This is a genomic window from Pseudomonas sp. PDM15, from assembly GCF_014851565.1.
In the GTDB taxonomy this organism is placed as follows: Bacteria; Pseudomonadota; Gammaproteobacteria; order Pseudomonadales; family Pseudomonadaceae; genus Aquipseudomonas.
Window position 1 is genome coordinate 14,894 of sequence record NZ_JACVAA010000012.1, and the last position, 23,080, is coordinate 37,973.

Sequence of the window (23,080 nt, forward strand, 5' to 3'; positions counted from 1 at the left end):
TTATGACCTCGCTGAAGAAGCCCGCTCCGCTCGACTTCAACACCCAGTATGGCCTTGCCTTGGACGATTCGGATGACGCCATCGTCGTGGATCTGTTCGCCGGGGGCGGCGGCGCGAGCACCGGCCTCGAAATCGGCCTTGCCCGCCAGGTGGCCATTGCCATCAACCACAATCCTGCTGCTATCAGCATGCACACGGCAAACCATCCGCACGCCAAGCATCTGCAGAATGATGTTTGGGCCGTGGATCCACTGGCTGCCGTGATGAAGCGAATTGTCGGATGGCTGCATGCCTCACCCGACTGTACCCATCACAGCCAGGCCGCCGGTGGGCAGCCTCGGAAGAAGGAAATCCGCGACCTGTCCTGGGTAGTGATCAAGTGGGCAGGCATGCTGCGCAAGCGAGGGCAAGGGCCTTGGCTGGTTAGCCTGGAAAACGTGAAGCAGATCCAGGCCTGGGGACCGCTGATCGCGAAACGGGATGCAGCTACCGGTCGGGTTGTTCGGCTCGATGGCACCGTGGCTGAGCCTGGTGAACGAGTGCCTCGTCATGAGCAATTCCTGATCCCTGACCCGAAGCGTAAAGGGAGTACCTGGCGCCGCTTCCTCGATGCTCTGCGGGGCCTGGGCTACCAGGTGGACTACTGGGTCGAGAAAAATTGCGATTACGGCGATCCCACTACGCGGGAACGCCTGTATCTGGTGGCCACGGCGGACGGGTATGAACCTCTGAAGCCAGAGAAGACACATGCCGAGTCGCCGGAGAAGGGGCTGAAACCCTATCGGACTGCTGCGGAATGCATTGACTGGAGCGATCTGGGGCAGTCCATCCGCAACAGGAAGAAGCCTCTGGCTGAAGCGACCAATCGCAGAATCGCCAAAGGCATGAAGAAGGAGGTGCTGGGCCGCGGGAAACCCTTCATCGTTCCGATTGCCAACTGGTCTCGGGAGGCGGTGCTCCCTTCGGATAAGCCGCTCAATACGATTACCGCTTGGCCGAGGGGCGGGGCCTTCGCTCTGGCTTCAGCGAGCTTGGTCCATTTCAGGGGAAACTGTGACTCTCGGCCTGTAGAGCATCCGTTGCACGTTGTCAGCGCCGGTGGCCAGCACCACGGACTCGCTACCGCATTCTTGGCCCAGGCAAATGGTGGTTACAACGTAACCCACAGCCGCCCTGTAGACGCGCCGATCAGCGCGGTAACCCGTACCGGCAGTCAGCAGCAGCTGGTAACTGCCAATCTGGTAACTCTGAGAAAAGGATCTACCGGTAGCAGCGTAGACGCTCCCATGGGCACGCAGACTGGCGCCGAGCACCACGCCTTGGTTACTGCAGGTCTGGTTGATGCAGGGCTCAGCGTCGAGCAGTTGGACGGAGCGCTCTGGTGTGCTGACTTCCTGAGCCGCTACCTGGAGGGAGAAGATGCCCAGGCCAACGAAAGCGTTGCGGCCAAGCTTGCCCGGGTCACGGTATGGATTGATGGCACACCCTTCATCATCGTCGATATCTGCCTGCGGATGCTCAAGCCGCGCGAGTTGTACAGGGCCCAAGGTTTTCCTGACTGCTACATCATCGAGCACGGCCATGACGGCCGGCGTTTCACGAAAACCGAGCAGGTGCACATGTGCGGAAACAGCGTCAGCCCTGGAACGATGGCAGCAATCGCCCGCCGCAACGACCCTTGGAAGGCGCGCCAACTGTCGAGGATTGCAGCATGAACCTCAACAATCTCTCCCCCGCTGCCCGTTCTGCCGCCATGCGCGGCGGAACGAGTGGCTGGGGGCAAGTAGGCGGGCTACCGGGGCATATCCGCTACGCGGAGCCGGTGGCGTCTACGTCGCGCCGGCGGTGCAGTTGTGGCTGCAAGCGCCGCGCCACGCACATTGGCATGGCCAATGGCGTTGCATTGATTTCTGGGTGCGAACTCAAGGTTCGCCGGTGGGTGAAAGAAGGAGCGAACGGATGACCAGCGTGCAAGACGGCAGGAAGCAAACTGCGCTGCAGATGCGCGTACAACGCTGCAACGCGGCGAACGAATTCATCCAGGTGATCGCTAGCTGTGGTCGCCACTTCTTCAGGGATCGAGGGGCTGGCCATAACGGCTTCCTCGCCCTGAATCCGCGGGGCACGATCGTTTGGTTCCATGACGATTACACCGGACAGCGGATCAACATCTCGAAGGAGGGAGACTGGTCTGGATTCTCGCATGGAGGAACGCTCAAAGGACTGCTGCAGTCCATCGGCCGGCATGTGCTGGCTGGCTCCCGCCTTCGCTATGGCTACTTCCAGCCTGTGATGGACAACGGTTTCAACAACCCCTGGGGTTACGAAGAAGACATCCTGCTCGTCCGCGCGGCTGCAGTTCGTCTCGGGCTGGTCTCCGCCCCTGCGGAGCCTGCCGCCACCCCGCAGCAGGAGGCTATTGCATGAAAGCGCTCAGCGTTCGGCAGCCTTGGGCCTGGCTGATTGTCCATGGCCATAAGCCGATAGAAAACCGCTCATGGAAGACGCAATACCGTGGTGACCTTCTGATCCATGCGTCCCAAGGCATGACGAAGGACGAGTACGCCGAAGCGCTTTCGTTGTGCGGCAAGCTTGGCGTTGACCTCCCGGAGTTTGCTGCGCTTGAGCGTGGTGGCGTCGTAGGCCGGGTCACCGTCATCGGCTGCGTGGATGAAAGTGACTCGCCGTGGTTTTTCGGCAAATACGGATTGGAAATGAGCGCGGCTACCCCTCTTCCATTCATGCCGTGCAAGGGCCGTCTTGGCCTCTTCGATATCGACTACCAGGTGAACACCAATGTCTGACCTTTTCTACCTGCAGGACAGCCGCAGTAATGTCGGTACGGGCGCAATGTGGTGGGCAAAGGACGGAGCTGGTTACACCACCAGCCTAGATCGGGCGGAGCTTTTCACGCGCGAGCGCGCCCTGAAACAGTTCGAGAGCCGTGAAACGGATCTGCCCTGGCCGGCGGCCTACATCGATGAGCGCGCGCATCGTGGGGTGGACTGCCAGTACGTGCACAAGAACGAGGGCGCCGAAGGTGAAGCGTTCTACGCCTACATCGAAGGGGACTGGAACGGAAACGACTTGATCTGGCTCACCCGGAGCCTCTCGCGATCCAGTGACCTCGGCAAGGCCAGAACCTTCACCCGTGAGGAGATCAGCGATCTGCTCGCGGACGAGTTCCACGTCACGCCGATGGAGGCCTCTTACATTGAAGGCAAGGCCCGGCGCCTGATTTCGGTGAGTTCCATGAATCATCGCGAGGCCTTGCGGGGCGTGCACCTGAAGCTGCCGAAAATCAAACGTCAGCGCTTGCGCCGCTACCTATCGAACTGCGCCGGTTGCGGCCGCTTCTTGAGTCAGGTCCAGGTTTATCAGGACTGCCCCAACTGCGGCGCGGATAACCGGCCGTGACAGTCCTTCCCCTGCCCCGACATCCGCCTGTTAGGCTCCCGAACGCCCTGTCGGGGCCTGGCTGAAGTAGAGGGCATATCGGCTAGACTCTGCCGTTAGGGTAATTGTCGCTGTGAGTGGGCCAGCGATGGGGATGACCGATGGACATGAGTGAAGCGATTCGCCGGCGCCTGGAGGCCACCATTGAGGATAGCGGCTGGCATTTGCTTGAGGCCCAGCCGGATCCAAGCGCAGTAAGGGTGTGGCTCTACTCAATCAGCCTTGTACATGGTCCCCGGTTGGGCACCCAGCTGAACGCTGAGTTCTTTCGAGACCTTCAGCAAGAACGCGGGGTCATTGAGCGGATTAAGCAAGCTGGCTACCAGCCCAACCATCTGCTCGGCAGCGCAATCGCAGGGTTTGACGATGCGGCTGCTGCCGGCAATGATGCCGAGCTCCACGAGTTGTACAAGCCACTCTGTATTTCAATCGCGGCCTTCGCCCGCACCACTCAAACCTGGCAGCACCTACCGTCCCTCACAGAAACACCAGGAATTCACTTCGTAGTGACTGATTGGAGAGAGCCTGACGGCAACTTAGTGATGCGACCCATGTTGTTCGAGAGCGAAAAAACACCTCCGATTGAGGTCTTCATCACCGGCATGGCCGCGCAACTGGCGATGCACCTGAAGCGGTTCCCCCAAGGCAAGCCTGTTGAATGGGCTGACCTCGATCTCAAGCTTTAGCCCCGCCTGGAAACGTACTCAGGGCTCTGCCTGACAGGCGCTCCGCTCCCCGTATTGCTCCGATGTTTAATTGCCTCTCCCGTAGATCCTGCAGCAGCAGGACGCCGGCGATCGGCCGAGGGATCGACCCGGCTATACGGCCACTACTGGACAAGCGATGGCTCGCTAAAAGTAATCGCATTTTATAAATCGTCGTGCTTTACTATCGGCTATATGTTGGCATATTCAGATGGTGAGCCATGGCTGATAAGACGAAGATCGAATGGACCGACGCAACCTGGAATCCTATCCGGGGTTGCTCGCGTGTAAGTGAAGGCTGCCGGTACTGCTATGCCGAAGCCGTGGCGGCGCGAGTCATTGCGATGGATCGCGGCCGCCATGTGCCGGAAGGCAATGGGGCCTATGACGGGCTGCTGGCTAAAGGGGGTCAATGGAACGGCACGATCAAGACAGTCGACAGCGTGCTCGATCAACCGCTGCGCTGGCAAAAGAGTCGCCTGATCTTCGTCAACAGCATGTCGGACCTGTTTCACGAGAATGTCTCGGAACAGGCCATTGACCGCATCTTCGTCGTTATGGCCCTGGCCGCTCAACACACCTTCCAGGTGTTGACCAAGCGCCCCCAGCGCATGAAGGACTACCTCTGCAATTTCTCGTGGGAGCGCGCAGTCGAAAACTGCCGCGGCGCGGATGGTGTCTCCGACATCCTGCGCCACTCCCTGGATGCCTTGCGCGGTAGCTTCGGCCTGCGCCCCCGCCGCCCCAGTGAGGCTGATCGCAGCAGTTGGCCCGTGAAGAACGTTTGGCTGGGCGTCTCTGTTGAAAATCAGGACGCCGCTAACGAGCGCATCCCCCTGCTGCTCCAGTCGCCTGCGGCCGTTCGTTGGCTGTCGATGGAGCCGCTGCTTGGCCCTGTGGATCTTTTGGCTACGCCGGCGGGCGACATCCTGTGCCGATGCGGCGGGTGCACGGATATGGCCCGAGAAAACCCCAGCCACGCAGGCCTGCAGCGCATCGACTGGGTGGTCGTTGGTGGTGAGTCTGGACGTGATGCGCGTCCGATGAACCCGAACTGGGTTGTCGCCCTGCGCGATCAATGTAGCGCCAATGGCGTGCCGTTCCTGTTCAAGCAGTGGGGCGAATGGCGTCCGCCGCTTGACGGCGAGGAGTTCTCTACCGCCATGGGCCGTGCCCAACGTGTCCCCGCCTTCATCGTGGCGAAGAACGGCACGGTGCATTGCTTTGAAAGCCCCAGTACCGCCGACGGCGCGCTGCCCATGCTGCGCGTCGGTAAGCATGCCGCTGGACGCATGTTGGCCGGGCAGCTTTTCGATGGTTACCCCACTACCCTGGATTCGGAGCAAGCCAATGGCTAAGCGCGATGTGCACCTCAAGTTCGCGATCGGCAACAAGTTCGTCACGGTCGAGGGTGGTTCCGGTTATATCGCCGATGCCCAGGACCCGATGTTCGACACCGTGAATGTCGTCATCCGTAGCAAGAACGCTTCTGGCGGCGTCGGCCCGATGGAAGAGCGGTCCTTCTACATCCAGCGTGACCAGATTCTGGCCATTGGCCTGAACTTTCTCGGACTGGCATCCCAAATGACCCCGCGGACGATGTGGGCCCGGAGCGGCACTGTTGGCTGCTCACACAAGGAGCCCACCATCTACCACCTGGTGGAAGAAGACCGCCGAGAGCTGGAAGCGTGCAGCAACGAGGATCTCAAACAGCGGCATGCCGATGTTCGCGGCCAGTACGAGAACATGCGCCGGCGTGTCCACACCTTGCAGCGCTGCCAGCGGCTGCTCGAAACCCTTCCAGAGCCTCAGGCGCAACAGCTCGACATGCTGTTGGCCTTCCTCGAAGGCACCGGTTCCTTGCCGTTTGGTGTCCAGCTTGTCGCAGTCCCGCCTGAGGAGATCGCTGCCCTGATGGCTGAAGGAAAGACCAAGCACTGAGGGCAGGGATACCCATGAACGCCGAGAAAACCTACTCACCGCAAGAGCGTGCCCTGGCCAGGCTGGGGGACTTCTGTTCCAGGCTGCGCCTGGATATGGCGCTGGAGAAGCGCGCCCAGGCCGACCTCGAATCAGCCCTGCAGGCTGCGGGCCTTGAGTTCGAGCGCGAAAAGCCTCTGTCGAAGAGCGATATCCCTGACTTCCTCGTGAAGGTCGAGGGGATCACCGTCGCGCTGGAGTTGAAGACCCGGGCACAACGCAAAGCCATCTTTCGGCAGCTTGAGCGTTACGCGGAGCATGGCATCGTCGACTGCCTGCTGCTGATGACAGGGACGGCCATGGGGCTGCCCTCAGCGATCAATGGGAAGCCGGCGGCGGTCGTATCCATGGGAGGTGGCTGGCTATGAATCGAAGCTATGGCCACCTCGCTCTGGTCGATGGTTCCCAGTGGGCCATGCGTGGCGTAGCGCCGCATGTGGCGATCCGCCTCAAGCAACTCTTCCCGCGCGTTCCAAAGTGGGTGACCGACGAATACTTCTTCCCCAATGATCTTGCCCATTGCGCAGATCTTTCCTGGTTCACGACTCGCTACCCGTTGACCATCTCGCCGGCGGATGCCGCGGCGCTGGATTGGGGCCGGCAAAGTTTCGAGCGCGAGCAGGCGCGGATGGAGGAGATTCTCCGTCCCGAATATAGCCCCTCTGAAACTGTCGGATTGCGGCCTGGGTGCGTGATCCGGCACTACCAAAGCCAAGCTGTCGACCTCACGCTCGCGCGCAAATCGCTGCTCTTGGGCGACGACGTGGGTCTCGGTAAAACCTACACGGCCGCCGCACTGATCCTGCACATGGAGACCCGACCTGCAGCGGTCGTTGTCCAGACCCACCTGCAACGGCAGTGGGCCGAGAAGCTTGGCGGATTCACCGAGTTGACCATCCACTGCATCAAGGGCACACGGCCCTATGACCTGCCGCCGGCAGACGTTTACATATTCAAGTACAGCCAGCTGCTTGGCTGGATCGACACCTTCCAGGACGGTTTCTTCAAGGCTGCCATCTTCGATGAGATCCAGGAGCTCCGAACTGGCGCCCAGAGTGGCAAGGGCCAAGCCGCTCATGCCCTGGCCAACAGCGTGCAGTACCGGCTTGGGCTGTCTGCGACCCCGATCTACAACTACGGCGTCGAGCTCTGGAACATTATGCAGGCGGTTGATCCGGGGTTACTCGGCAACCACGAGGAATTCATGCGCGAGTGGACAGATGGCGACAAGAAGGTCAAAGACCCTCAAGCCCTCGGCACCTATCTTCGTGAGCAGAAAGTCTTCCTGCGTCGGACCAAGCGCGACGTTGGCCAGCAGATGCCGCCGCTCAATGTGATCGTCGAAGAAGTTGGCTCCGATTCGGAGACGCTTCGGTCGGTCGAGCAGCTGGCCCGCCAGTTGGCCATCAGGACGACGGAGGGCTCCTTCATGGAGCGCGGTCGCGCTGGTCGGGAGCTTGACTTGCTCATGCGGCGGATCACAGGCGTGGCCAAGGCACGATTTGTGGCTCAGTACGCCAGGCTGCTCTTGGAGGCCGAGGTGCCCGTCATGCTGATGGGCTGGCACCGCGATGTTTACGACATTTGGCTCCGGGAATTGGCCGACTTCAATCCTGTGATGTACACCGGAAGCGAGAGCGACAAGCAGAAAAACGAAGCCAAAGAGGCCTTCGTCTCTGGCAAAACCAACCTGTTCATCATGAGCTTGCGCTCAGGCGCTGGACTGGATGGGCTTCAGTACCGCTGTTCGACGGTTATCTTCGGGGAGCTTGATTGGTCTCCGAAAATCCATGAGCAGGTGATCGGCCGGCTGGAGCGGGAAGGCCAGGAAGAACAGGTCACGGCCATCTACCTCAACAGCGATGACGGGTCCGACCCGCCTATGGTCGAGCTGCTCGGCCTCAAGGCGTCTCAGTCCTCCGGCATCGTCGACCCAAATGCTCCTCTCACCCAACGGCACTCCGACAAGTCCCGGATCCAGGCGCTGGCCGAGCAGTTCCTCAAACGTAAGGCGGCGGCGTGAAGCCGGCCGTCTTGCTACGGCTCAGGCAGCGATGCCTGGCGCTGCTCTTCCTTGTCGATTTCGGCCTGAAAGGCCTCATCGAGCAGGCTGGGCCTCTTCCGCCAGGGCTTACGCTCTGGCGTAGGCTCTGCTGCATAAGTGGTTACCGAACCGCCGTAAACATCTTCGAAAATTTTCGTGCGCTTCTCCAGAAGCTCACGCAATTCGTCTTTCCTCACACTCTCTCCTGCAGATTCAGAGGAACCTCGATAAGCCTGTCACTACGGAGCGCATCTGGCAAATGAGCACGACGCAACCCGAATCCGTCTGCCTCTTCGCAATCACTGGTGCCGATCAGGTGGCCAAGGGCGGAAAGGAACACTTCTTCCACCTGGACAGTGGCGGCTGCAGCGCTGAGGTCGCCTGCGTCGACCAAGGCTACATCGCGCTGCGAGAGTCGCTCGTCGACCCAGAGGAAGTGAAATTCATCGCTATTGGCAGCCTGGCTGCGCTTCTGGGGCTGCATCGGCAGTTGAACGCGGAGTTTCCGCGCGACGGTGTTTCTGAGTACCCCTCTGACCGTCGGCAAACCTATCTGGAAGAGGTCCTGCCCCATGACTGATCGACTGACCACCCTTATCGCCCTCGGCTGGCTTCCAGGCGTCGGCGCTGCAACGCTGCGCAAAGCTGCAGCCCAAGACGGCGTTGAGTCCATGGGTGCTGCTGACCTGTGCGCGATCGACCCGCGTATTGCCCGCGCACTGGCTGAGGCCGGAGCGTGGGATGCAGCAATGCGAGCGGCTGAATCCGATCGCGAGCAAGCCATCAAAGCGGGCGTTCAGCTGTTCACCCATGGTGGGCCAGGCTACCCAGCTTTGCTGGGGATGGCCGCAGACGCTCCGTTCTTTCTCTACGTGAAAGGTGCGCTGCCCCTGCAGAACACCCTCGCTGTAATCGGGACCCGCGCCCCAACTCCGCGGGGCTCTGTTGTGGCAAGCAAGATCGCGGCCCACTTCGCCTCCTCTGGCGTGTCCATCGTGAGCGGCCTGGCCGTTGGTATCGATGCTGCAGCGCATGTCGCCGCGCTCGATGCCGGTGGTCACACCGTGGCGGTGCTCGGGCATGGGCTGCAAACCATCTACCCGCGCGAGCACGCGGCGCTTGCTGAGCGGATCCTGGGCCAAGGCGGCGCCCTGGTCAGCGAATACCCCTTTGGTACTCCGCTCGTGCCAAGACGCCTGTTCGAAAGAGACCGAATCCAGGCTGGATTGAGCCAGGCCGTTGTCATGGTTCAGAGCAAGCCAGACGGTGGGAGCATGCACACCGCAAAAGCCGCATTGCGCTACGGCCGCCGCCTGTATGTGCCCGCGCCACTCGATGCCGATCTCGCCGGCGACAACCCTGCCGTCGAAGTGCCTCGCATGCTGTCCCAGGGTTCGCCTTCGGACATCTGCGAGTTGTTCCGCTGTGAGGCGGAGCGCCTCGCTGAGATCCAGACCATCTTCGGTCGAGAGGACTACGTGAAGATTTCCCAATATCTGCAGGACAGCGCTCAGCTGCCTGCCGCCAACGTGTTGCCAACCCAAGGCCAGGAGACCGACGCCATGCGAAATGACCGCACCCCAGCGCAAGAGCCCGTCTGGATTAACCCGGGTCCTACTACCCCGCTTCAGACCGGCCCCCAGTCGGCCGCGGTCGAGGCGAAGGTCGCTGAGCTGCAGGCCCAGGCGGCACAGGAACACGATCTCGACGCCCTGGAGGAGATCGGCCAGTTCAACGACGCCATCGTCAGGCTGGAGAAGATCACCGACCAGATGCGCCGCGATAACAGCGCGTACGCGTTGGCCCGCAAGCACCTGGTCCAATACTACGGATTCGACGGGACACCGAGCGAGCAAGACATGCTGCAGGTCATTCTGGATGGCATGGACGCGAGCCCATATTACCGTCGCGCTGTTGAGGAAGAGGCCTCGGACGATCTGGAGCTTGCTCTGCAGGCTGCAGCCGTGGTGCGCGATCGGGCGATCCTGGCGAAGGAAGAGCGCAAGGAACTCGATCTGCAATCTGCCGCCCCATCCTACCCCTGAATTAGGAGCCAGCCATGCGTAACGGACGCCTCCCCTTCCCCAGTCAGTTCGCCGACATCACGATGGCTGAGTGCGACCAGCGCATCGTTGATCTGTCGCGGCAGCATGTCGAGGAGATCAACCGCTATTGGGCAACGCTTAGCGCTCGCAGCGACGATGGCCCGGCGGTTAGCGCCCGCGGCATGCAGTATGACCTCTACCTGGCCAAGGCCAGGCGCGCGGCATTTCAAGCTTCGACGCTGACAGCTGACCTGCAAGACGAATGGCGCACCTGGGCCCAGGAAAACGGGCTGGACAACGACAGCGCTCCTCGTGAGGGCTCTCTGGCCGCAGTGATCGGGCAAGAAAACGGCTACCTGGTTGTCCATCGTTTCGACTCCCCTACATTCGCCGGTGCCCTGGTCGACGATATCCAGGGCGGGCAAGGTCCGTCCTGGTTCATCGAGCCGATGTTCTGGCGCTATGAAGGTGGCCACGAGGAAACCCGAGGGGATTTCTACCTGGTCACCGAATACGACCTGGAGCTCGAAGCAATTCAGCATGCAGAGCTCGATGCGGAAGCGATGGACTATGTACGCGAGACCGCGCTGTCCATGGAGGTACTGCTCGCCGGCCGCGACCTGACTTTCGATGGTTGCACGTTGCCGCTCCCGCAGTTTCCAAGCAGTGTTGCTGCCCTCCTGCTCGACCTTCAGGAGGAGCGCTTACGCTTATTCAGTGCGGGCATGCCAAGCGACGAGCACCTGGTCGCACGCAGGGCCATTGCCGAGGCTTACAGAGCAAAGAAGGCGCCTATCCAAGAGCAGATCCGCAGCTTGGAGATCCAACTCAAAAAACTCCATGCTGAAGAGCAAGGGGCGCTGATCGCGCTGAAGGAGGTACAACTCGGTGTCGCCCGGGGCCAGACCCTTCAGCATCGCTTCACAGGGAAATGCGGGATCATCGTTGCCGAGGGAGGCGATCTCTGCCTGCAAGACGGCACTGGTCGGCCGGTGCGCGTAGAGGACGAAATTTTTCGTGGGGAATGGGCCGGCATCTCAGGACCCGCGAGTGAATGTGAGGCGCCACTGCCGAGTTGTGGTCTTACAAAATAAAAACTGTCGCGGCCACCCCCCGAAATCCGCGGGCTCCAGGCCTGGCAATCAAAATCGCAAAACTGTCGCAACCTCCAAAAATCAGCTTCACCGGCTAGAAGCTTAAAAATAAAAACTGTCGCACGAAGCTATCTATCTGTTTCTAAAGACTTTTCTTTCCAGCCTTTTATGGCTTTGTTGGGGGTGCCGAGACGTCCTCAAGAAAGGCACTTGCCAGATCGTCTATCGTGGCCTCAGGCAAGCGAGGCATACGCGGGGATTTAGGTCGGGGGGGAGTTGTCTGGTCCGACTTGATTTTCTCGAGACCTGACCGCTCTGCTTCTGTGAGGGACGATTCAAAAACATTGTTGATAACCTTGGACTCTCGCTCACCACGCACAAAAGCCACGACATTGGACTTCGAGGTAGCAGGAAGATTGAACGGACAGATCAGGTCCAACCGATTGCGTGCTTTGGGGCCTTGCAGGGCTATGAGCTGCAGTATCTCTACATCATTTTTGTAAGCTGCGTACGCAGGGCAGTGATAGGCCTTGCTGATGTCACCTACCGTGAGGTACTCGCGCCCAGCGCCACGCGCCGCTATGTAGGCCTGCTTAAGAATATGAACGACGGAGCGTTTTATACCGAATGTCGAGCGGTAAATTTCCTGCGCAAATTCATCGACTGAACCCTTCACACGGTCTCCAGCTACCCTGAAGCACTCAACAATGTAACTATTCCAAGCCCCACTACCAGGATCATCAGGATGCATGATTCTCGGCTCAGAAAGCAGACGGTGTTTGTCCTCAGCATTACGGCGGTTCAGCTTATGTATGAGGCTGTAGTTAGAAACAAAAATCATTGGCGGACCAATGGCTGCCATTGTCAGTAGTATTTCTGTGACCTTGGAGGCTCCCTGTCCGGTATTTATATGCTGAGTTTCATCCAGTAGAGCTAATGAAACACCATCACGATTTGCACGGCGCCGACATTCAACAAGCAGCTTTGAGGCATTACCACCATTGGCGCCAATTAAGTCTGCCAACATTTGCCTTCCACCGGCTTTCCCTCTGGCACTTGTGGACCAATAGGATACCAAACTCAGGCACCCTTGAAAGTGAGCGCACTCGAAGTCAAAAGGTGACGGCAGTACTTTTTGTAGGGCAGAAATAGCTTGGCTCTTCCCGACACCAGCCAGCCCAGTTAAGCAAACTGGGAAAATTTCTGTAGCTGGAGGGTTATAAATACGCGCAATGTATTCCGCTTCATTGGAGAATAGCCACTCGCTATGATGTGCGGCTTTCGCGTACATCTCTTTAATAAATCCAAGGATAAAATCATTAGGCAGGTATATAGCCTTTAAACTTTTCTCCAAGGTGTCGGCAGCAACTAACGCATCCAAGCTTTCTAAGCTCCTCAAAGCATCAGGTGTAACAGTCACTAGCTGACGAATTTTTTCTAGGTCTAGAAATTCGTCAAACCGGGCACTAACACTATCGTTCACTTAGCCTTGCCTCTGAAGCGATTGAAGTCATCCGTATCGCGGCTCGCGGCTCCTGCTTTGGAGGGGCGGCCTTGCTTACGCTGACCACTATCCCAGTCCTCGCTAGTAGCCTTCTTAAAGCGATCGTGAATACTCTGCTCAATTGCCGGAATTTCATCTCTTACCGCGGCCCTTCCTGCAAGGCTCATCTCATGAATTTCTCTTAGCGCAGATAAAGTTATGTCCACGCTTCCCTCTGGAGTGCTCGCAGAGATCAAGAAATCTAGCTCATACAGCAGTCCTTCAACTTCAATCCAAATATGCCGCACACACATCACTAGGGAGTATGCATAGCTATTTATCACACCATTTCTTGCAACCCGATCGAAAATATTAGTGCGCACAAGTGCATCTGACCTATATTTTCTACCATAAAAATATACGGCATCCCTTTTGATCGAGACTGGATGCTCCGTCAGAAATGTCCTAACAGCCTTATCAAATGGCATCCCTCTTGCGTGATTACGGCCGCGACTATCTAAGTATGCCCAAACACCATGAGGCGTTGGCCTAACCCGATTAATAACCATCTCTTCGGTCATTCTGCCGCTAGCATCAGATGTTCGGTTATCAAATAGAACTTGATGTAGTTCACGACATGCCATACGCACAAAATTTAAGTTGCTGTGGAAATAGGTTGGTTGATCTAAATTCTTCTTATCTCTTGGATGGGATGACTCAACAGTAGCTTTGGACTGCCCAGAATGAGATGGCGGTAACTCGATACTTCCCAACCATTTGATCTCTAGCTCGGACTTATAGGTTGCGCCTGGCCCTCTATCGAAAACGATACCGGCTGGTAGGCCAAAGCACGGCCACTCCTCGGGCTTAATTTTCATTCCGAAAAGCTCGCAAAACTTCACCTTATCTACAGCCATTGAAAACAGTGCCATTTTGTAGGCGTCCATGTTTTCCTTACCCTCTGCGAACCCTATACCTATTACGGCACCGGATAGACCGCAGACGGCCCGAACCACGCAGAAACCGTCTACGGCACTGCCTTCGGTGATGCCCGAGAGTTTTTCGGTGATGGTGTAGCCATCGAACTCAACCTCCTGGCATAGGTTCGTCAAGCCCTCAAAAAAACTACCCATCGACCCAGATTGAGCCTTCGCCTTGTATTGCCCCTTGAGTTCGTAAGCTAGTGACTTTGAATCTACTAGTTTTCTGATCCAATAATAGAATTGACCCTGCGATGGGAATGGCTCACTGTTTGGATGAATAAAAACTGTAGTATCTTCTTTATCTATAGCTACGCAGCCAAATTCATTCGCTAGCACTTTTCTATATAATTTCCTTAAGGTCCCATGCGTATCTTTGTGCTTAAGAACGCCGGCAAGAATTTTTTCCTTCATATCTGAAGTGCAGTTGTAACCCGACTTACGCCCCTTATAGGATGGCCTGCCGTGCTTCGTCTTTGTATAGCCCTCTCGATTCCAGCCACCAATGCGATGCAATAACGGCATAAGTGCCCACTTATCGAATCCAAATACAATGTAACTGTAGAACCAGAGCCTCAATCTTTTTGCATTCTGTTGAGGGATTTGCGTTTTCGCATGGGCGTTGATAATTGCATCTGGATTGGCACTTGCCAAAATCTCATCAAGCCGTAGCACAAGCTCACATATTGCACTATATCTACGATCAACCTTCTGATTGTAGTTCTCTTTGTTAGAAATCCGACGACTTTCCAAATGCGCAATAGAGTAGCCATTCATTGATTCCAACCAAGGCGGGATCAAATCAACCCCATCCTCTACTAGCAGATCGTCCTCTAAAGCCTCCTCAAAGCAAACTTGCGTGATATTTATGAGCTCAGCAGTAATATCCCCTGACCTATCATCAAAGTAGACCAGCCTTACACGATTGGCCGTGGAGTCACTATTAAGAAAGTGGTAAGTAACTCCCTTTGAGAAGCACTGAAAGCCTTCAGGCGCAATAATTCTTGCCCCAACCATCATGCGCCGAATTCCTCAAACAGATCATTGTAAGCAACTAAGATATCTCTCTCTTCATGATTAAGAGGATGATCTATTAGAACTGGCTTATAAAGATCAACGGCCAGCTTACGATCCCAAATATCTTGATATATTCTTGCAATGAACTGATCTCTAAGCCCCCAGCGTACCCCATAGTCAATTGCCAATTTTGCTACAGGTGTTCCTTCAAAATATGCACGTTGTATAGCATCGCTGAAATCATCCAAGAGCAACTGATCATGTGTCATTGGCACGACATGCATACCGAACAGCAGGTCTAGATTTGCTTCGAGGGATTTAGTAAGCATATCTAGTGATACTTGAAGAGTCCTTATGCCGGCGCTTGCATAATATTCACTCTCAAGCAGTACTCGCTTAGTGGCGTATTCTCTATCTTTCTTTTGTTGGGCTGGGGTTTTAGCTTTTGTGCTTCGCCTTTCCGAGAAGGCTAACTCTGTGTCTTTTACTGACCAATTCACGGCATAAGGTTTGCCTGTACTATCGGTCAAGAACAGCAAAAGATCTCCCTGATAAGGAAATGGCTTTCTCTTTCTCTCTCCATCTTTGTCAACATAGACAATGACGTGGTGATCAAACCCAATGGACTCCGCAACTTTTAGGGTTCCAAGCACCGGTGGCGGGAATGATTCTGTCGATAGCGGGTGGCCACGCAAAGGATGAACCGTCTGAACAGGAGACAGCATCTTTTGTTCATGAATATCAAGAAGTGCGGGGTGATATAGGGCGAGCTGAGTAAACACACGCTCGGGAGTGGACAGTGCGTGAATTGCCCGCCCGAGCTTCCGACTATTCAACCTGCTAACTCGAGACCCTTTTGGGGCCTCTTTAGGTACTGCCAGCGTGGACGGGACGTAAGGGTCGCCCCATTCGAAGTTTCTTTGCCGGCTTACGATCTGGTCGTATCTCTGCTGAGGCTTCATATCAGGACTTCCAGTGCCATTCACGTTATGCGGGTCGACACTTTGAAGATGTGACCTGCGCAGTAGCGAATCATCCTTCTATAGCGAGCAGGCACAATTAAGGCTCGCTGCTCACGATAAATACTTTTCTGAGGATGAACGGAGCCGTGCAGGGCTTGACGCCCCGCACGAAGCGGATAGACAATGGATTTGTCAGGCACTCAAATCTGACTTTCCCGCAGAGGCCCAAGGTAGCACTTGGGCCTTTGTCTATCTGACTCGTAGCTCCTTGTATCTAGCTCGATGTCATATTAAATATCTCTTCTTTTCTGCTCGCTAGGCCCACATTGCACCGCTCACGGTCCAATGCTTAGTCGTCTGGATTCATATCCACGGCGTATCTAATATCGGCACTCTATAAATGACGAAGCTAGCCATGGTACAGCCTGAAAATCCGGGCTGACAATAGAAAAGTTTAAACTTTCATGCGCCTCCGCCGGCGCATAGGGGCCCGCCGGCGGAGGCGCAAAGCCCAGAAAATTCGCGCCTTTCCTAGGCCTGCCTCCCGGCCCGTAGTTACGCTCGATAACGCATCCACTAGATTCCCAAATTTATAATAGGCATTTTGCAGACACGTTTTTATTTCTTATGATCTGCTTGTATGCCGACCTTTTACTACGCTAAATCACCTCTTATTCAGTGGTCGATTTATGTCAGGCTTCTACCCCGCCTCAGAGATACAGCCTCCGGACATAACGTTAAAGTGGCTTGAGGATGAAACGTTCTTCAGCATCTGCAGCCGTCAGCACGCTATCTGGGGAAACCACGAGCCCTCTGCCACCTTTCGGTTGCTATCCGAATCCCCTGGCCGACCGGCAACACATGACTTCGCCTACAACTTAAACGCGCTGCGCCCTAGCATCAGGTCGGTATGGGGTGATCCCGACTCGATCATCCACGAACACACAATCCTTCCCTTGTTTCTGCCCTTTCAATCTCAGCCGCACATTCAGGCGGTGATGCAGATGCTTAAGGGAGAAGGGGCAGGTTCGATCAAATATCGTCTTGGCTTGGTCACCGGACGCTTTGGTGCAGAGCATCCTTTGAAGGCCTGCAGCTGCTGTATTGATTCAGATTTCTGTCGGCACGGAGTGGCCTATTGGCATGTTGCTCACCAGTATCCAGGTGTTCTGATATGTCCAGTTCACAAGGTATGGCTCCAAGAGAGCGTTCATAACCGGCCATGGTCGGGACGCTTCCAGCTGGCTCTCCCAGGTCATGCCTCTCTGACACATCAACGTGCAGAGGATCTGGAACCCATCGAACTCGAGGCACTGAATCAGCTAGCTACCGCCATCCTCGACCTAGCTTCAGTAGGGAACAGCAGATCCTTTGAGCCATTGCTTGTAAGATCGGTCTATCGCAACGCCCTCAGCCAAGTGGGCTATCGGAACCCCACCTCGTCTCAAGTCACGTCCTCGCTCGTTCAGCACACCTCCCCCCTTCAGCCGTTCCATCCGCTCACCTCGCTACCGACCACGGAGCAGAAGGCATCAACCTTTATTGAGCAGCTCATTCGAAGTCCGCGAGGACATAGCCATCCGCTCAAGCATTTGGTGATGATTACGTGGCTATTCGGGGACGTGAGCGCATTCATCGACGCCTACGATCGTCTTGCCCAAGAGCCAGAGCACCCAGATGCACCGCAGCTGCTTTACACCGACACGCAGGCAGCGAAGCCGTCCGAACCAATACAAGCCAAGAAGCTCAAGCCCAAAACACTCAAACCACCCATGCGTGCACAGATTCTACGGATGCTCAGTCGCGGCGCGCAGAAGCATTCGATCTGCAGCCAGTTCAGCATCACCATTTCTACCGTCAACAAGCTGCTTAGAGCTGAGCCGCTGGCACAGAAATCTTGGATCGCCGCCAAGTTTCAAAAGGATCTACTGAAGCATCGAAGCGAATGGAGCTCGCTTTTGCAGCAATTCCCGGACTCAAGCGCCAGCGTGGTTCGCGCGCATGGCCCAAACCTTTATGCGTGGCTCTATCGAAACGACAAGGCCTGGCTGGTTCAGGAAATTTCCAGGCTACCCACTGGCCGCAATGGGAATAACTCGAAGGTCGATTGGAGCGAGAGGGACATTGAGCTAGAAAGATCTGTCGAGAATGCGATGAAGCTAGTGCTTTCTACACACCCGGATCACACCTGCAACAAGCAGAGTATCCATTCGCTGGTTCCAGCCCTATCCAGCTGCCTTCAGAACACCAACCAGTACCCGCGAACTAGGGCGCTATTGCTCAGGCTTAAGCAACAGCGTTTTTAGCCTGAGATTATCTCCGCGCCGAAGGTCTCGTCTTGCTCAGCTTGGTACACGCCGATTGAAGAGATAGGCTAACCAGGCCTTCAGAAATTGCTCTATAGGAGATCTCAATGGCTCCTTCTGGCCAACCGGTGTCCCGCCTTGTTGCGCAGAAGGTTCGGCGCCTTCCAAAAGGACGACCATTCAGCATCAGGCTCTTTGCAACGCTAGGTTCAGCGAACGCCGTCTATAAAGCCTTTGCTCAACTGGTCAACCGGGGTGAACTCGTCCGTGCTTACCCCGGAATCTACATGCGCCCGAAACGGGTTCAGTACGTTGGCTGGGTCTTCCCCAGCCAAAAGGCAACTGTGGATTTGATTGCCAAGCAAAGCCGCCACACACTACAAATGCATGGCGCCAATGCGGTTAGGAGATTTGGCCTAAGCACCCAAATGCCCATGGTCGATATCTACTACACCAGCGGGGCCAGTAGAAAGATACGCCATGGAAAGTCGGAAACCTGGCTCGTTCATGCGCCCCCTGTGGCAATACAACACCCAGGAACGAAGGTCGGCATGGCCCTCAGCGCGATGTTCTACCTGGGCAAGGACGGTTGGGACACAAGCTGTGCTGCCGTCATCAAGAAGGCACTCAGCCCTGATGAACTAGCCACGCTCATGGCCTGCAGAATGCCAAAATGGATGCGGGCGGTGCTAGAAACCGCATAGCGTCGCGGGCGTTGTCGGCTCAAGAAGCTATCGGTCTACCACTATGACAACGAGCTCGCTTATGAGGATGAGCATGCAACCCACGAGACATAAAATCCTTGAGATCCTCGGCAACCTCGAACAGGCCGAAAAGGATCTGCTCAAGCAGCAACGCATTCAAGAGAAGGCCACCACTTCCTATCGCGTGGGGTTCTGGGTTTTCTGGGCTGGCTTCATAACACCAATGGCCATTTCAATGGCCCTTGCGCTTGCTGCTTGGCTGGGAGATTACCGCGACCTGCTTATTGGCAGCGTCATACTGCTGCTGGTGACCTACATAGTGATCCTTGCCTACCCACTGCTTGGTGCATGGCTCTATCGGGGGGCAATCCGAAGTGCAGTTCATGCTCCGTTCGCAAACCTGCTGAATAATTACCTGGAGCGTCCACTGCGCGTTGATGGCGACTATTTACCTCAGCTCGCTGCGCTGCCAAAGCCTGAATTACAGCTAGGCATTATGGAGTTGAAGGAAGCCCGGAAAAGCCTCGCCCAGCGAGTAGCCTTGGTAGCGGGCCCCATCGAAACCATAGGCATCTTGCCGGGGCTTGTAGCTATGCTGGTCACCTTCCAACAGCTCGATAGCCAGCCTGCCTGGATCCAGGCCATTGCCTACGCCAACCCCCTCATCTTCCTTATGGCTGTGATAGGCCACAACTTTCTAGCCCGCTATGACCGCATGATTGCTTTGGCGGAACTAGCACTGACACAACAACCGGAGGTTGCTCAGGCAACACCAAATGCTCCTCGCCTTGTGGCGCAGTAGCAGCTCCCTTTAAGACACCACTAAGAGACTCGAAGCGAATCGATCCTCTTGAACGTTTCGTTGAGGGACACCAGGTCGCCCTTGGCCATAACCTCAAGTGGGGATCGTCCATTGAAGAACTCGTTGTGATTCTCCATCGAGGGGAAGCCATAGATATTTTCTTGATTGTCGAAGACAGCACTAAGCGCAGCGTGGATGTTTAAGACCACGCTGATCCGCCGCAACTGCTCTGGGTCTAGGGAAACGGACCAACCCAGGGGCTGCTTCTTCGCGTATACGTACGTGCTTTCAGGGATACCCAGAATGCTACGTGCCTGCTCCGGTGTGGCTTTCCACTTGTCTATGACGTTCAGTGCTGCGGTAAGCCCTACAGCACATTGCTCTTCCGAAAAATTGTGGTCTTGAATAGTCGCTACCATGACCGAGCTCCAGCGAAGTCCGATGGCCCAGTTTCTGATTAAGATTCCCTGGGGGCAAGCCACGCTCAAGCATGCCTACAGCGCAGCCCGGAGCGGGAGTCACTCCCACAGACGCCACTGCTATTGCTTGAGCCGGCCTCGACTTCTCCTTAGACCAGCTTGAGCAAAGACACCACAGAGCAAGGAGGCAGAAAATGGGGCGACGTAAGCCAAAATCTTTCACTCACTGGGCAATTGGGGTTATAGGCACAGTGATTACCGCGCTGATCATTTACCAGCTGCGCATCCACAAAGCTGAGTACCGGCTGGAGCGTGAGATATCCCGTTCTCAGCAACAGTTGCAGCACAACCTCTCAACTCGACCTCCAGCAGCCCACCAACTGACACCCGAAGAGGTCGCTGCCAACCAAGAGGCTTCAAGGCGCCAGGCCGAGATAAATCACCGGCTTGCAGCAGAGCAGGCAAAAGCCATAGCTGAGCAACAACGGAAGGAAGGTGCTTGGTCCAAGTATTTCACTCCAACGCAGCGCTGCCAGATTCCAGAATCCCAGCGCATGGCGGATGTTTGTAAGGCTAATGAGGCCAAGCTCCGAGCCCGGTTCGAAGCCGAATGGGCCGCTAGTGAGCGCTCATGAGCCGTGTCCGCTTCCGGCCGATTCTGTTGAAAAAGTCGGCATTGGCCGGGGGCTCCTGCTCAGTCTCTAAAAATCGGATGATTAGCGTGCTGCCACGCGAAATCTGGAGTAGTTCAGAGGCGGCATTTGCTCAGATTTCAATGTCGGCCGCGCAATTTCGTGGGCAGAAATTGCACTGGGACTTTTTCAACAGAATCGGCCAATAGCTGCCATTCGATAACGAGGCCGGGCGTATCTCAAGAGTTCACGTCCTAGAGACGACAATTGCCTCACATTTAGCCCTTGAAATAGACCATTTGATGAGTGGTCACCAATAGCTCACCATCAGCCCCCCACAGCTCCGCCGACTGGTCGAAAAAGCCGCGATGGAATCGGTTGGCGCGTGCCACGCCCAGCAGGGCACGATCCCCCTGGCGTGCCAGCGACTCGGCGTCCGCGTGGAAATAAGTGGTTAGAGACACTGTGCCCGCTGGCATCATCTGCTGACGACGCACGAATACTCGCGGAAAGAAAACATCACTGATCGCCATCAAAGACAAGAAATCCAGCGGGCGAGGCGGCTCATCACGTACCCACAGGCGGGTTGTTGCCCCTAAGGGTTCGCTACCGGGCTGCAGACCGCCATCAATGACGTGGAGTGCGTAGTTCTTGGCCCACCCCGGATACATCCGCGTGTCCAGGCGTGTGACCTGAGTCACCGCAGGCACCTCCGGCATGACCAGATCTGTCGCCTGCCAGCCAGACTCCGGGCGCTGCGCAGTCATCGCCGTCGCAGTCACCACTGTCTTTCCTAGCTGGTTTAGCGCTAACACCCAGTGCTGCGTTGTTCGGGTTGCACGTGCGAGTTGCACTGTCACGTCAAACTCGGCATCAGCGACAACACCGGCGAAATTCACCGTCATGGCAACTGGTTGCCCCAGGCATCCTGGATTGGTCAGAACGCCGTTGAGCAAGGTTGCGGCAATAATGCCGCCGAATGGCCCCACCATGTTGGCATAGCTACCGCCGAAATGGCCGCGTAACAGGCCCTCCTGCATAGAGCTCAGTGCGATGGCGGCATCCAACGAATGCAGTGACATATCAGGTTTCTCGTCTGTTGGTATGAGGATTCAGCAGTTGAGTTTCTAGTGCAGAGAATAAGCCGCGCAATCCCGGTCACGCACATCGGGTGTGACCAGCGCCCGAGCAAGTAGAACGCCACCGAAGATCTGGCTCAGCAAACCCAGGCCAGATCGTCATCCTGCAAGACCGCACTGATGCGCTGTTGCTAGGTCATCCGCCAATAGCGGACATTGCCGATGTCTCTTTCTAGCCCCGTCGAATGAGCCAAACGCCACTAACGATGAGCACCAAACCCGCGGCCTTGCCAACCGTGATAGGTGACTCACGAAAGCCAGCCCATCCGTTGTGATCGAGCAGTAGAGCCATCCCTAGCTGGCCAGCCAACACCAGGGCCATGAAGAGCACCGCCCCAATGCGAGGCCCGCAGAAGGCTGCGGTAGCAATGAAAAGGGCGCCGAGTAGCCCGCCGCCCCATTGCCACCAACTCATCTCTCTAAGGGCAAGCCAGGTGGGCAAATCCCGATTCACCCAAGCCAGCAGCAGTAAGGCTGCTCCACCAACTGAGAATGAAACCAGTGATGCTGCGAGTACCCCAGGGAGGGTTCTCGCAACCAGCCCGTTTATGCCTGCTTGCAGGGTAAGCATGGAACCTGCGAGCAATGGCATAACAAGCAGCAACCAGTTGGGCATGGTGTTCTCCAAAACTAGGCTCTGTGGTTTGTAGGGAGATGCTGGCTTCGACTTCCACTGGGTCACTTATCAATGCGTACAGGGAAATGTCGGGCGACAGGATGGAACGCCCCGTACAGATGCTCTTAGTCCGAGAGCGGGGCAAAAGCCGCCTCGATCCAGTTAGAAAACTCGCTCGCAAGATGCCAGCGATGGGCAGAAACAGCCCCTGGAATGATCATCGTGGGGAACTCGACAGTCAGCTTGGCTCGGAAGCCGAGCCCTTCGTTACGAAACTGGTGGCGCACGCCACCAATCACTAGGCCGTTTTCTGCCTTAGCTACGCCTGCCGCTTGATAGGGATACGCAGGATCGGGGGGGGAACGAAGGCTGGAAAGATCCTGATAGTCGATCATGAACCTGCCTACTAACGGGGAGCCTCCTGTGGTCTCAATCACCTCCTGAGCACCGTTAGCATTCGTTTGAATGACATAGTGATCAGGAGAGGCAGCGAGCATCGCCAGTTCGTCATTCAGCTCTGTACGCTTGAGGAACCAATCGACGAATTCGCTTGCAGAGCCTCGATCAACCAGTAGCTCGGTGACGCTGAAGCGACGACGGCCATATGAAATCCGGGCAACAAAATTTGCCACAGGCTGAGACATAGCAAGCTCATGTTGAAGGAGCTGCCGAATTCCATTCGATCCCAATGCAATTT

24 protein-coding genes are annotated in these 23,080 nt (G+C 56.4%); 16 read left to right on the forward strand and 8 right to left on the reverse strand.

Going from position 1 to position 23,080, the window contains the following annotated elements:
* Nucleotides 1-2: 2 nt before the first annotated feature.
* The 9 genes from IB232_RS23165 to IB232_RS23205 all read left to right on the forward strand — a co-directional run bounded on the left by IB232_RS23165 (nucleotide 3) and on the right by IB232_RS23205 (nucleotide 8,163).
* Nucleotides 3-1,715 (forward strand): DNA cytosine methyltransferase, encoded by a 1,713-nt coding sequence (locus IB232_RS23165; protein ID WP_192400868.1) that lies wholly within the window; start codon nucleotides 3-5, stop codon nucleotides 1,713-1,715.
* A gap of 244 nt (nucleotides 1,716-1,959) precedes the next feature.
* A complete protein-coding gene (locus IB232_RS23170; RefSeq protein WP_225592482.1) occupies nucleotides 1,960-2,427 on the forward strand; it encodes a hypothetical protein in 468 nt (155 codons plus the stop codon).
* Nucleotides 2,424-2,804, forward strand: coding sequence for an ASCH domain-containing protein (locus tag IB232_RS23175; protein WP_192400869.1), 381 nt, complete (start codon nucleotides 2,424-2,426; stop codon nucleotides 2,802-2,804). The genes IB232_RS23170 and IB232_RS23175 overlap by 4 nt, the downstream gene beginning before the upstream one ends.
* Entirely contained in the window at nucleotides 2,797-3,417 is a 621-nt protein-coding gene (locus IB232_RS23180; protein ID WP_192400870.1) for a hypothetical protein, read from the forward strand. The genes IB232_RS23175 and IB232_RS23180 overlap by 8 nt, the downstream gene beginning before the upstream one ends.
* A gap of 146 nt (nucleotides 3,418-3,563) precedes the next feature.
* Nucleotides 3,564-4,142 (forward strand): hypothetical protein, encoded by a 579-nt coding sequence (locus tag IB232_RS23185; RefSeq protein WP_192400871.1) that lies wholly within the window; start codon nucleotides 3,564-3,566, stop codon nucleotides 4,140-4,142.
* A gap of 239 nt (nucleotides 4,143-4,381) precedes the next feature.
* Nucleotides 4,382-5,518 carry a DUF5131 family protein gene (locus IB232_RS23190; RefSeq protein WP_192400872.1) on the forward strand — a complete coding sequence of 379 codons (1,137 nt, stop codon included), beginning with the start codon at nucleotides 4,382-4,384 and terminating at the stop codon, nucleotides 5,516-5,518.
* Complete coding sequence (locus tag IB232_RS23195) at nucleotides 5,511-6,101, forward strand: hypothetical protein (protein WP_192400873.1); 591 nt, start codon at nucleotides 5,511-5,513, stop codon at nucleotides 6,099-6,101. The genes IB232_RS23190 and IB232_RS23195 overlap by 8 nt, the downstream gene beginning before the upstream one ends.
* Before the next feature lie 14 nt (nucleotides 6,102-6,115).
* Nucleotides 6,116-6,508 carry a hypothetical protein gene (locus IB232_RS23200; RefSeq protein ID WP_192400874.1) on the forward strand — a complete coding sequence of 131 codons (393 nt, stop codon included), beginning with the start codon at nucleotides 6,116-6,118 and terminating at the stop codon, nucleotides 6,506-6,508.
* The gene (locus IB232_RS23205; RefSeq protein ID WP_192400875.1) at nucleotides 6,505-8,163 is read left to right on the forward strand and encodes a DEAD/DEAH box helicase; all 1,659 of its coding nucleotides are present in this window, start codon (nucleotides 6,505-6,507) and stop codon (nucleotides 8,161-8,163) included. Before IB232_RS23200 ends, IB232_RS23205 begins: the two co-directional genes overlap by 4 nt.
* 14 nt (nucleotides 8,164-8,177) lie before the next feature.
* Here the strand turns inward: IB232_RS23205 and IB232_RS23210 are convergent, their stop codons facing one another.
* The gene (locus IB232_RS23210; protein ID WP_192400876.1) at nucleotides 8,178-8,381 is read right to left on the reverse strand and encodes a hypothetical protein; all 204 of its coding nucleotides are present in this window, start codon (nucleotides 8,379-8,381) and stop codon (nucleotides 8,178-8,180) included.
* A 62-nt stretch (nucleotides 8,382-8,443) separates the two neighbouring features.
* On the opposite strand from IB232_RS23210, the gene IB232_RS23215 reads away from it, so the two are divergent.
* From IB232_RS23215 to IB232_RS23225, 3 genes are read left to right on the forward strand one after another with little or no spacing between them, the layout of a single operon-like run.
* On the forward strand, nucleotides 8,444-8,764 hold the full coding sequence (locus IB232_RS23215; protein ID WP_192400877.1) for a hypothetical protein: 321 nt from the start codon (nucleotides 8,444-8,446) through the stop codon (nucleotides 8,762-8,764).
* On the forward strand, nucleotides 8,757-10,229 hold the full coding sequence (locus tag IB232_RS23220) for a DNA-processing protein DprA (protein ID WP_192400878.1): 1,473 nt from the start codon (nucleotides 8,757-8,759) through the stop codon (nucleotides 10,227-10,229). The genes IB232_RS23215 and IB232_RS23220 overlap by 8 nt, the downstream gene beginning before the upstream one ends.
* Before the next feature lie 14 nt (nucleotides 10,230-10,243).
* Nucleotides 10,244-11,323 carry a hypothetical protein gene (locus IB232_RS23225; RefSeq protein WP_192400879.1) on the forward strand — a complete coding sequence of 360 codons (1,080 nt, stop codon included), beginning with the start codon at nucleotides 10,244-10,246 and terminating at the stop codon, nucleotides 11,321-11,323.
* 166 nt (nucleotides 11,324-11,489) lie between these two features.
* On the opposite strand, the gene IB232_RS23230 is transcribed toward IB232_RS23225, so the two are convergent.
* The 3 genes from IB232_RS23230 to IB232_RS23240 are packed head-to-tail and all read right to left on the reverse strand — an operon-like array spanning nucleotide 11,490 to nucleotide 15,765.
* The gene (locus IB232_RS23230; RefSeq protein ID WP_192400880.1) at nucleotides 11,490-12,806 is read right to left on the reverse strand and encodes a transposase; all 1,317 of its coding nucleotides are present in this window, start codon (nucleotides 12,804-12,806) and stop codon (nucleotides 11,490-11,492) included.
* A complete protein-coding gene (locus tag IB232_RS23635) occupies nucleotides 12,803-14,806 on the reverse strand; it encodes a transposase (protein ID WP_225592483.1) in 2,004 nt (667 codons plus the stop codon). Before IB232_RS23635 ends, IB232_RS23230 begins: the two co-directional genes overlap by 4 nt.
* Nucleotides 14,803-15,765 (reverse strand): hypothetical protein, encoded by a 963-nt coding sequence (locus IB232_RS23240; RefSeq protein WP_225592484.1) that lies wholly within the window; start codon nucleotides 15,763-15,765, stop codon nucleotides 14,803-14,805. Before IB232_RS23240 ends, IB232_RS23635 begins: the two co-directional genes overlap by 4 nt.
* A gap of 689 nt (nucleotides 15,766-16,454) precedes the next feature.
* On the opposite strand from IB232_RS23240, the gene IB232_RS23245 reads away from it, so the two are divergent.
* The 3 genes from IB232_RS23245 (at nucleotide 16,455) to IB232_RS23255 (ending at nucleotide 19,577) form a co-directional block, all read left to right on the forward strand.
* Nucleotides 16,455-18,071 (forward strand): TnsD family Tn7-like transposition protein, encoded by a 1,617-nt coding sequence (locus IB232_RS23245; RefSeq protein WP_192400881.1) that lies wholly within the window; start codon nucleotides 16,455-16,457, stop codon nucleotides 18,069-18,071.
* 107 nt (nucleotides 18,072-18,178) lie between these two features.
* Nucleotides 18,179-18,775, forward strand: a complete 597-nt coding sequence (locus tag IB232_RS23250; protein ID WP_192400882.1) for a DUF6088 family protein — start codon at nucleotides 18,179-18,181, stop codon at nucleotides 18,773-18,775.
* Between the two features lie 67 nt (nucleotides 18,776-18,842).
* Nucleotides 18,843-19,577 (forward strand): hypothetical protein, encoded by a 735-nt coding sequence (locus tag IB232_RS23255; RefSeq protein WP_192400883.1) that lies wholly within the window; start codon nucleotides 18,843-18,845, stop codon nucleotides 19,575-19,577.
* Between the two features lie 20 nt (nucleotides 19,578-19,597).
* Here the strand turns inward: IB232_RS23255 and IB232_RS23260 are convergent, their stop codons facing one another.
* Nucleotides 19,598-19,996, reverse strand: a complete 399-nt coding sequence (locus IB232_RS23260) for an antitoxin Xre-like helix-turn-helix domain-containing protein (RefSeq protein ID WP_192400884.1) — start codon at nucleotides 19,994-19,996, stop codon at nucleotides 19,598-19,600.
* Between the two features lie 194 nt (nucleotides 19,997-20,190).
* On the opposite strand from IB232_RS23260, the gene IB232_RS23265 reads away from it, so the two are divergent.
* On the forward strand, nucleotides 20,191-20,631 hold the full coding sequence (locus IB232_RS23265) for a hypothetical protein (RefSeq protein ID WP_192400885.1): 441 nt from the start codon (nucleotides 20,191-20,193) through the stop codon (nucleotides 20,629-20,631).
* 275 nt (nucleotides 20,632-20,906) lie between these two features.
* Here the strand turns inward: IB232_RS23265 and IB232_RS23270 are convergent, their stop codons facing one another.
* The 3 genes from IB232_RS23270 to IB232_RS23280 form a co-directional block, all read right to left on the reverse strand.
* The gene (locus IB232_RS23270) at nucleotides 20,907-21,710 is read right to left on the reverse strand and encodes an acyl-CoA thioesterase (protein WP_192400886.1); all 804 of its coding nucleotides are present in this window, start codon (nucleotides 21,708-21,710) and stop codon (nucleotides 20,907-20,909) included.
* Nucleotides 21,711-21,939: 229 nt separating this feature from the next.
* Nucleotides 21,940-22,383 carry a DMT family transporter gene (locus IB232_RS23275; protein ID WP_192400887.1) on the reverse strand — a complete coding sequence of 148 codons (444 nt, stop codon included), beginning with the start codon at nucleotides 22,381-22,383 and terminating at the stop codon, nucleotides 21,940-21,942.
* A 125-nt stretch (nucleotides 22,384-22,508) separates the two neighbouring features.
* Nucleotides 22,509-23,080, reverse strand: a 572-nt coding sequence (locus IB232_RS23280) for a hypothetical protein (protein ID WP_225592485.1), incomplete at its 5' end; no start/stop codon positions are given.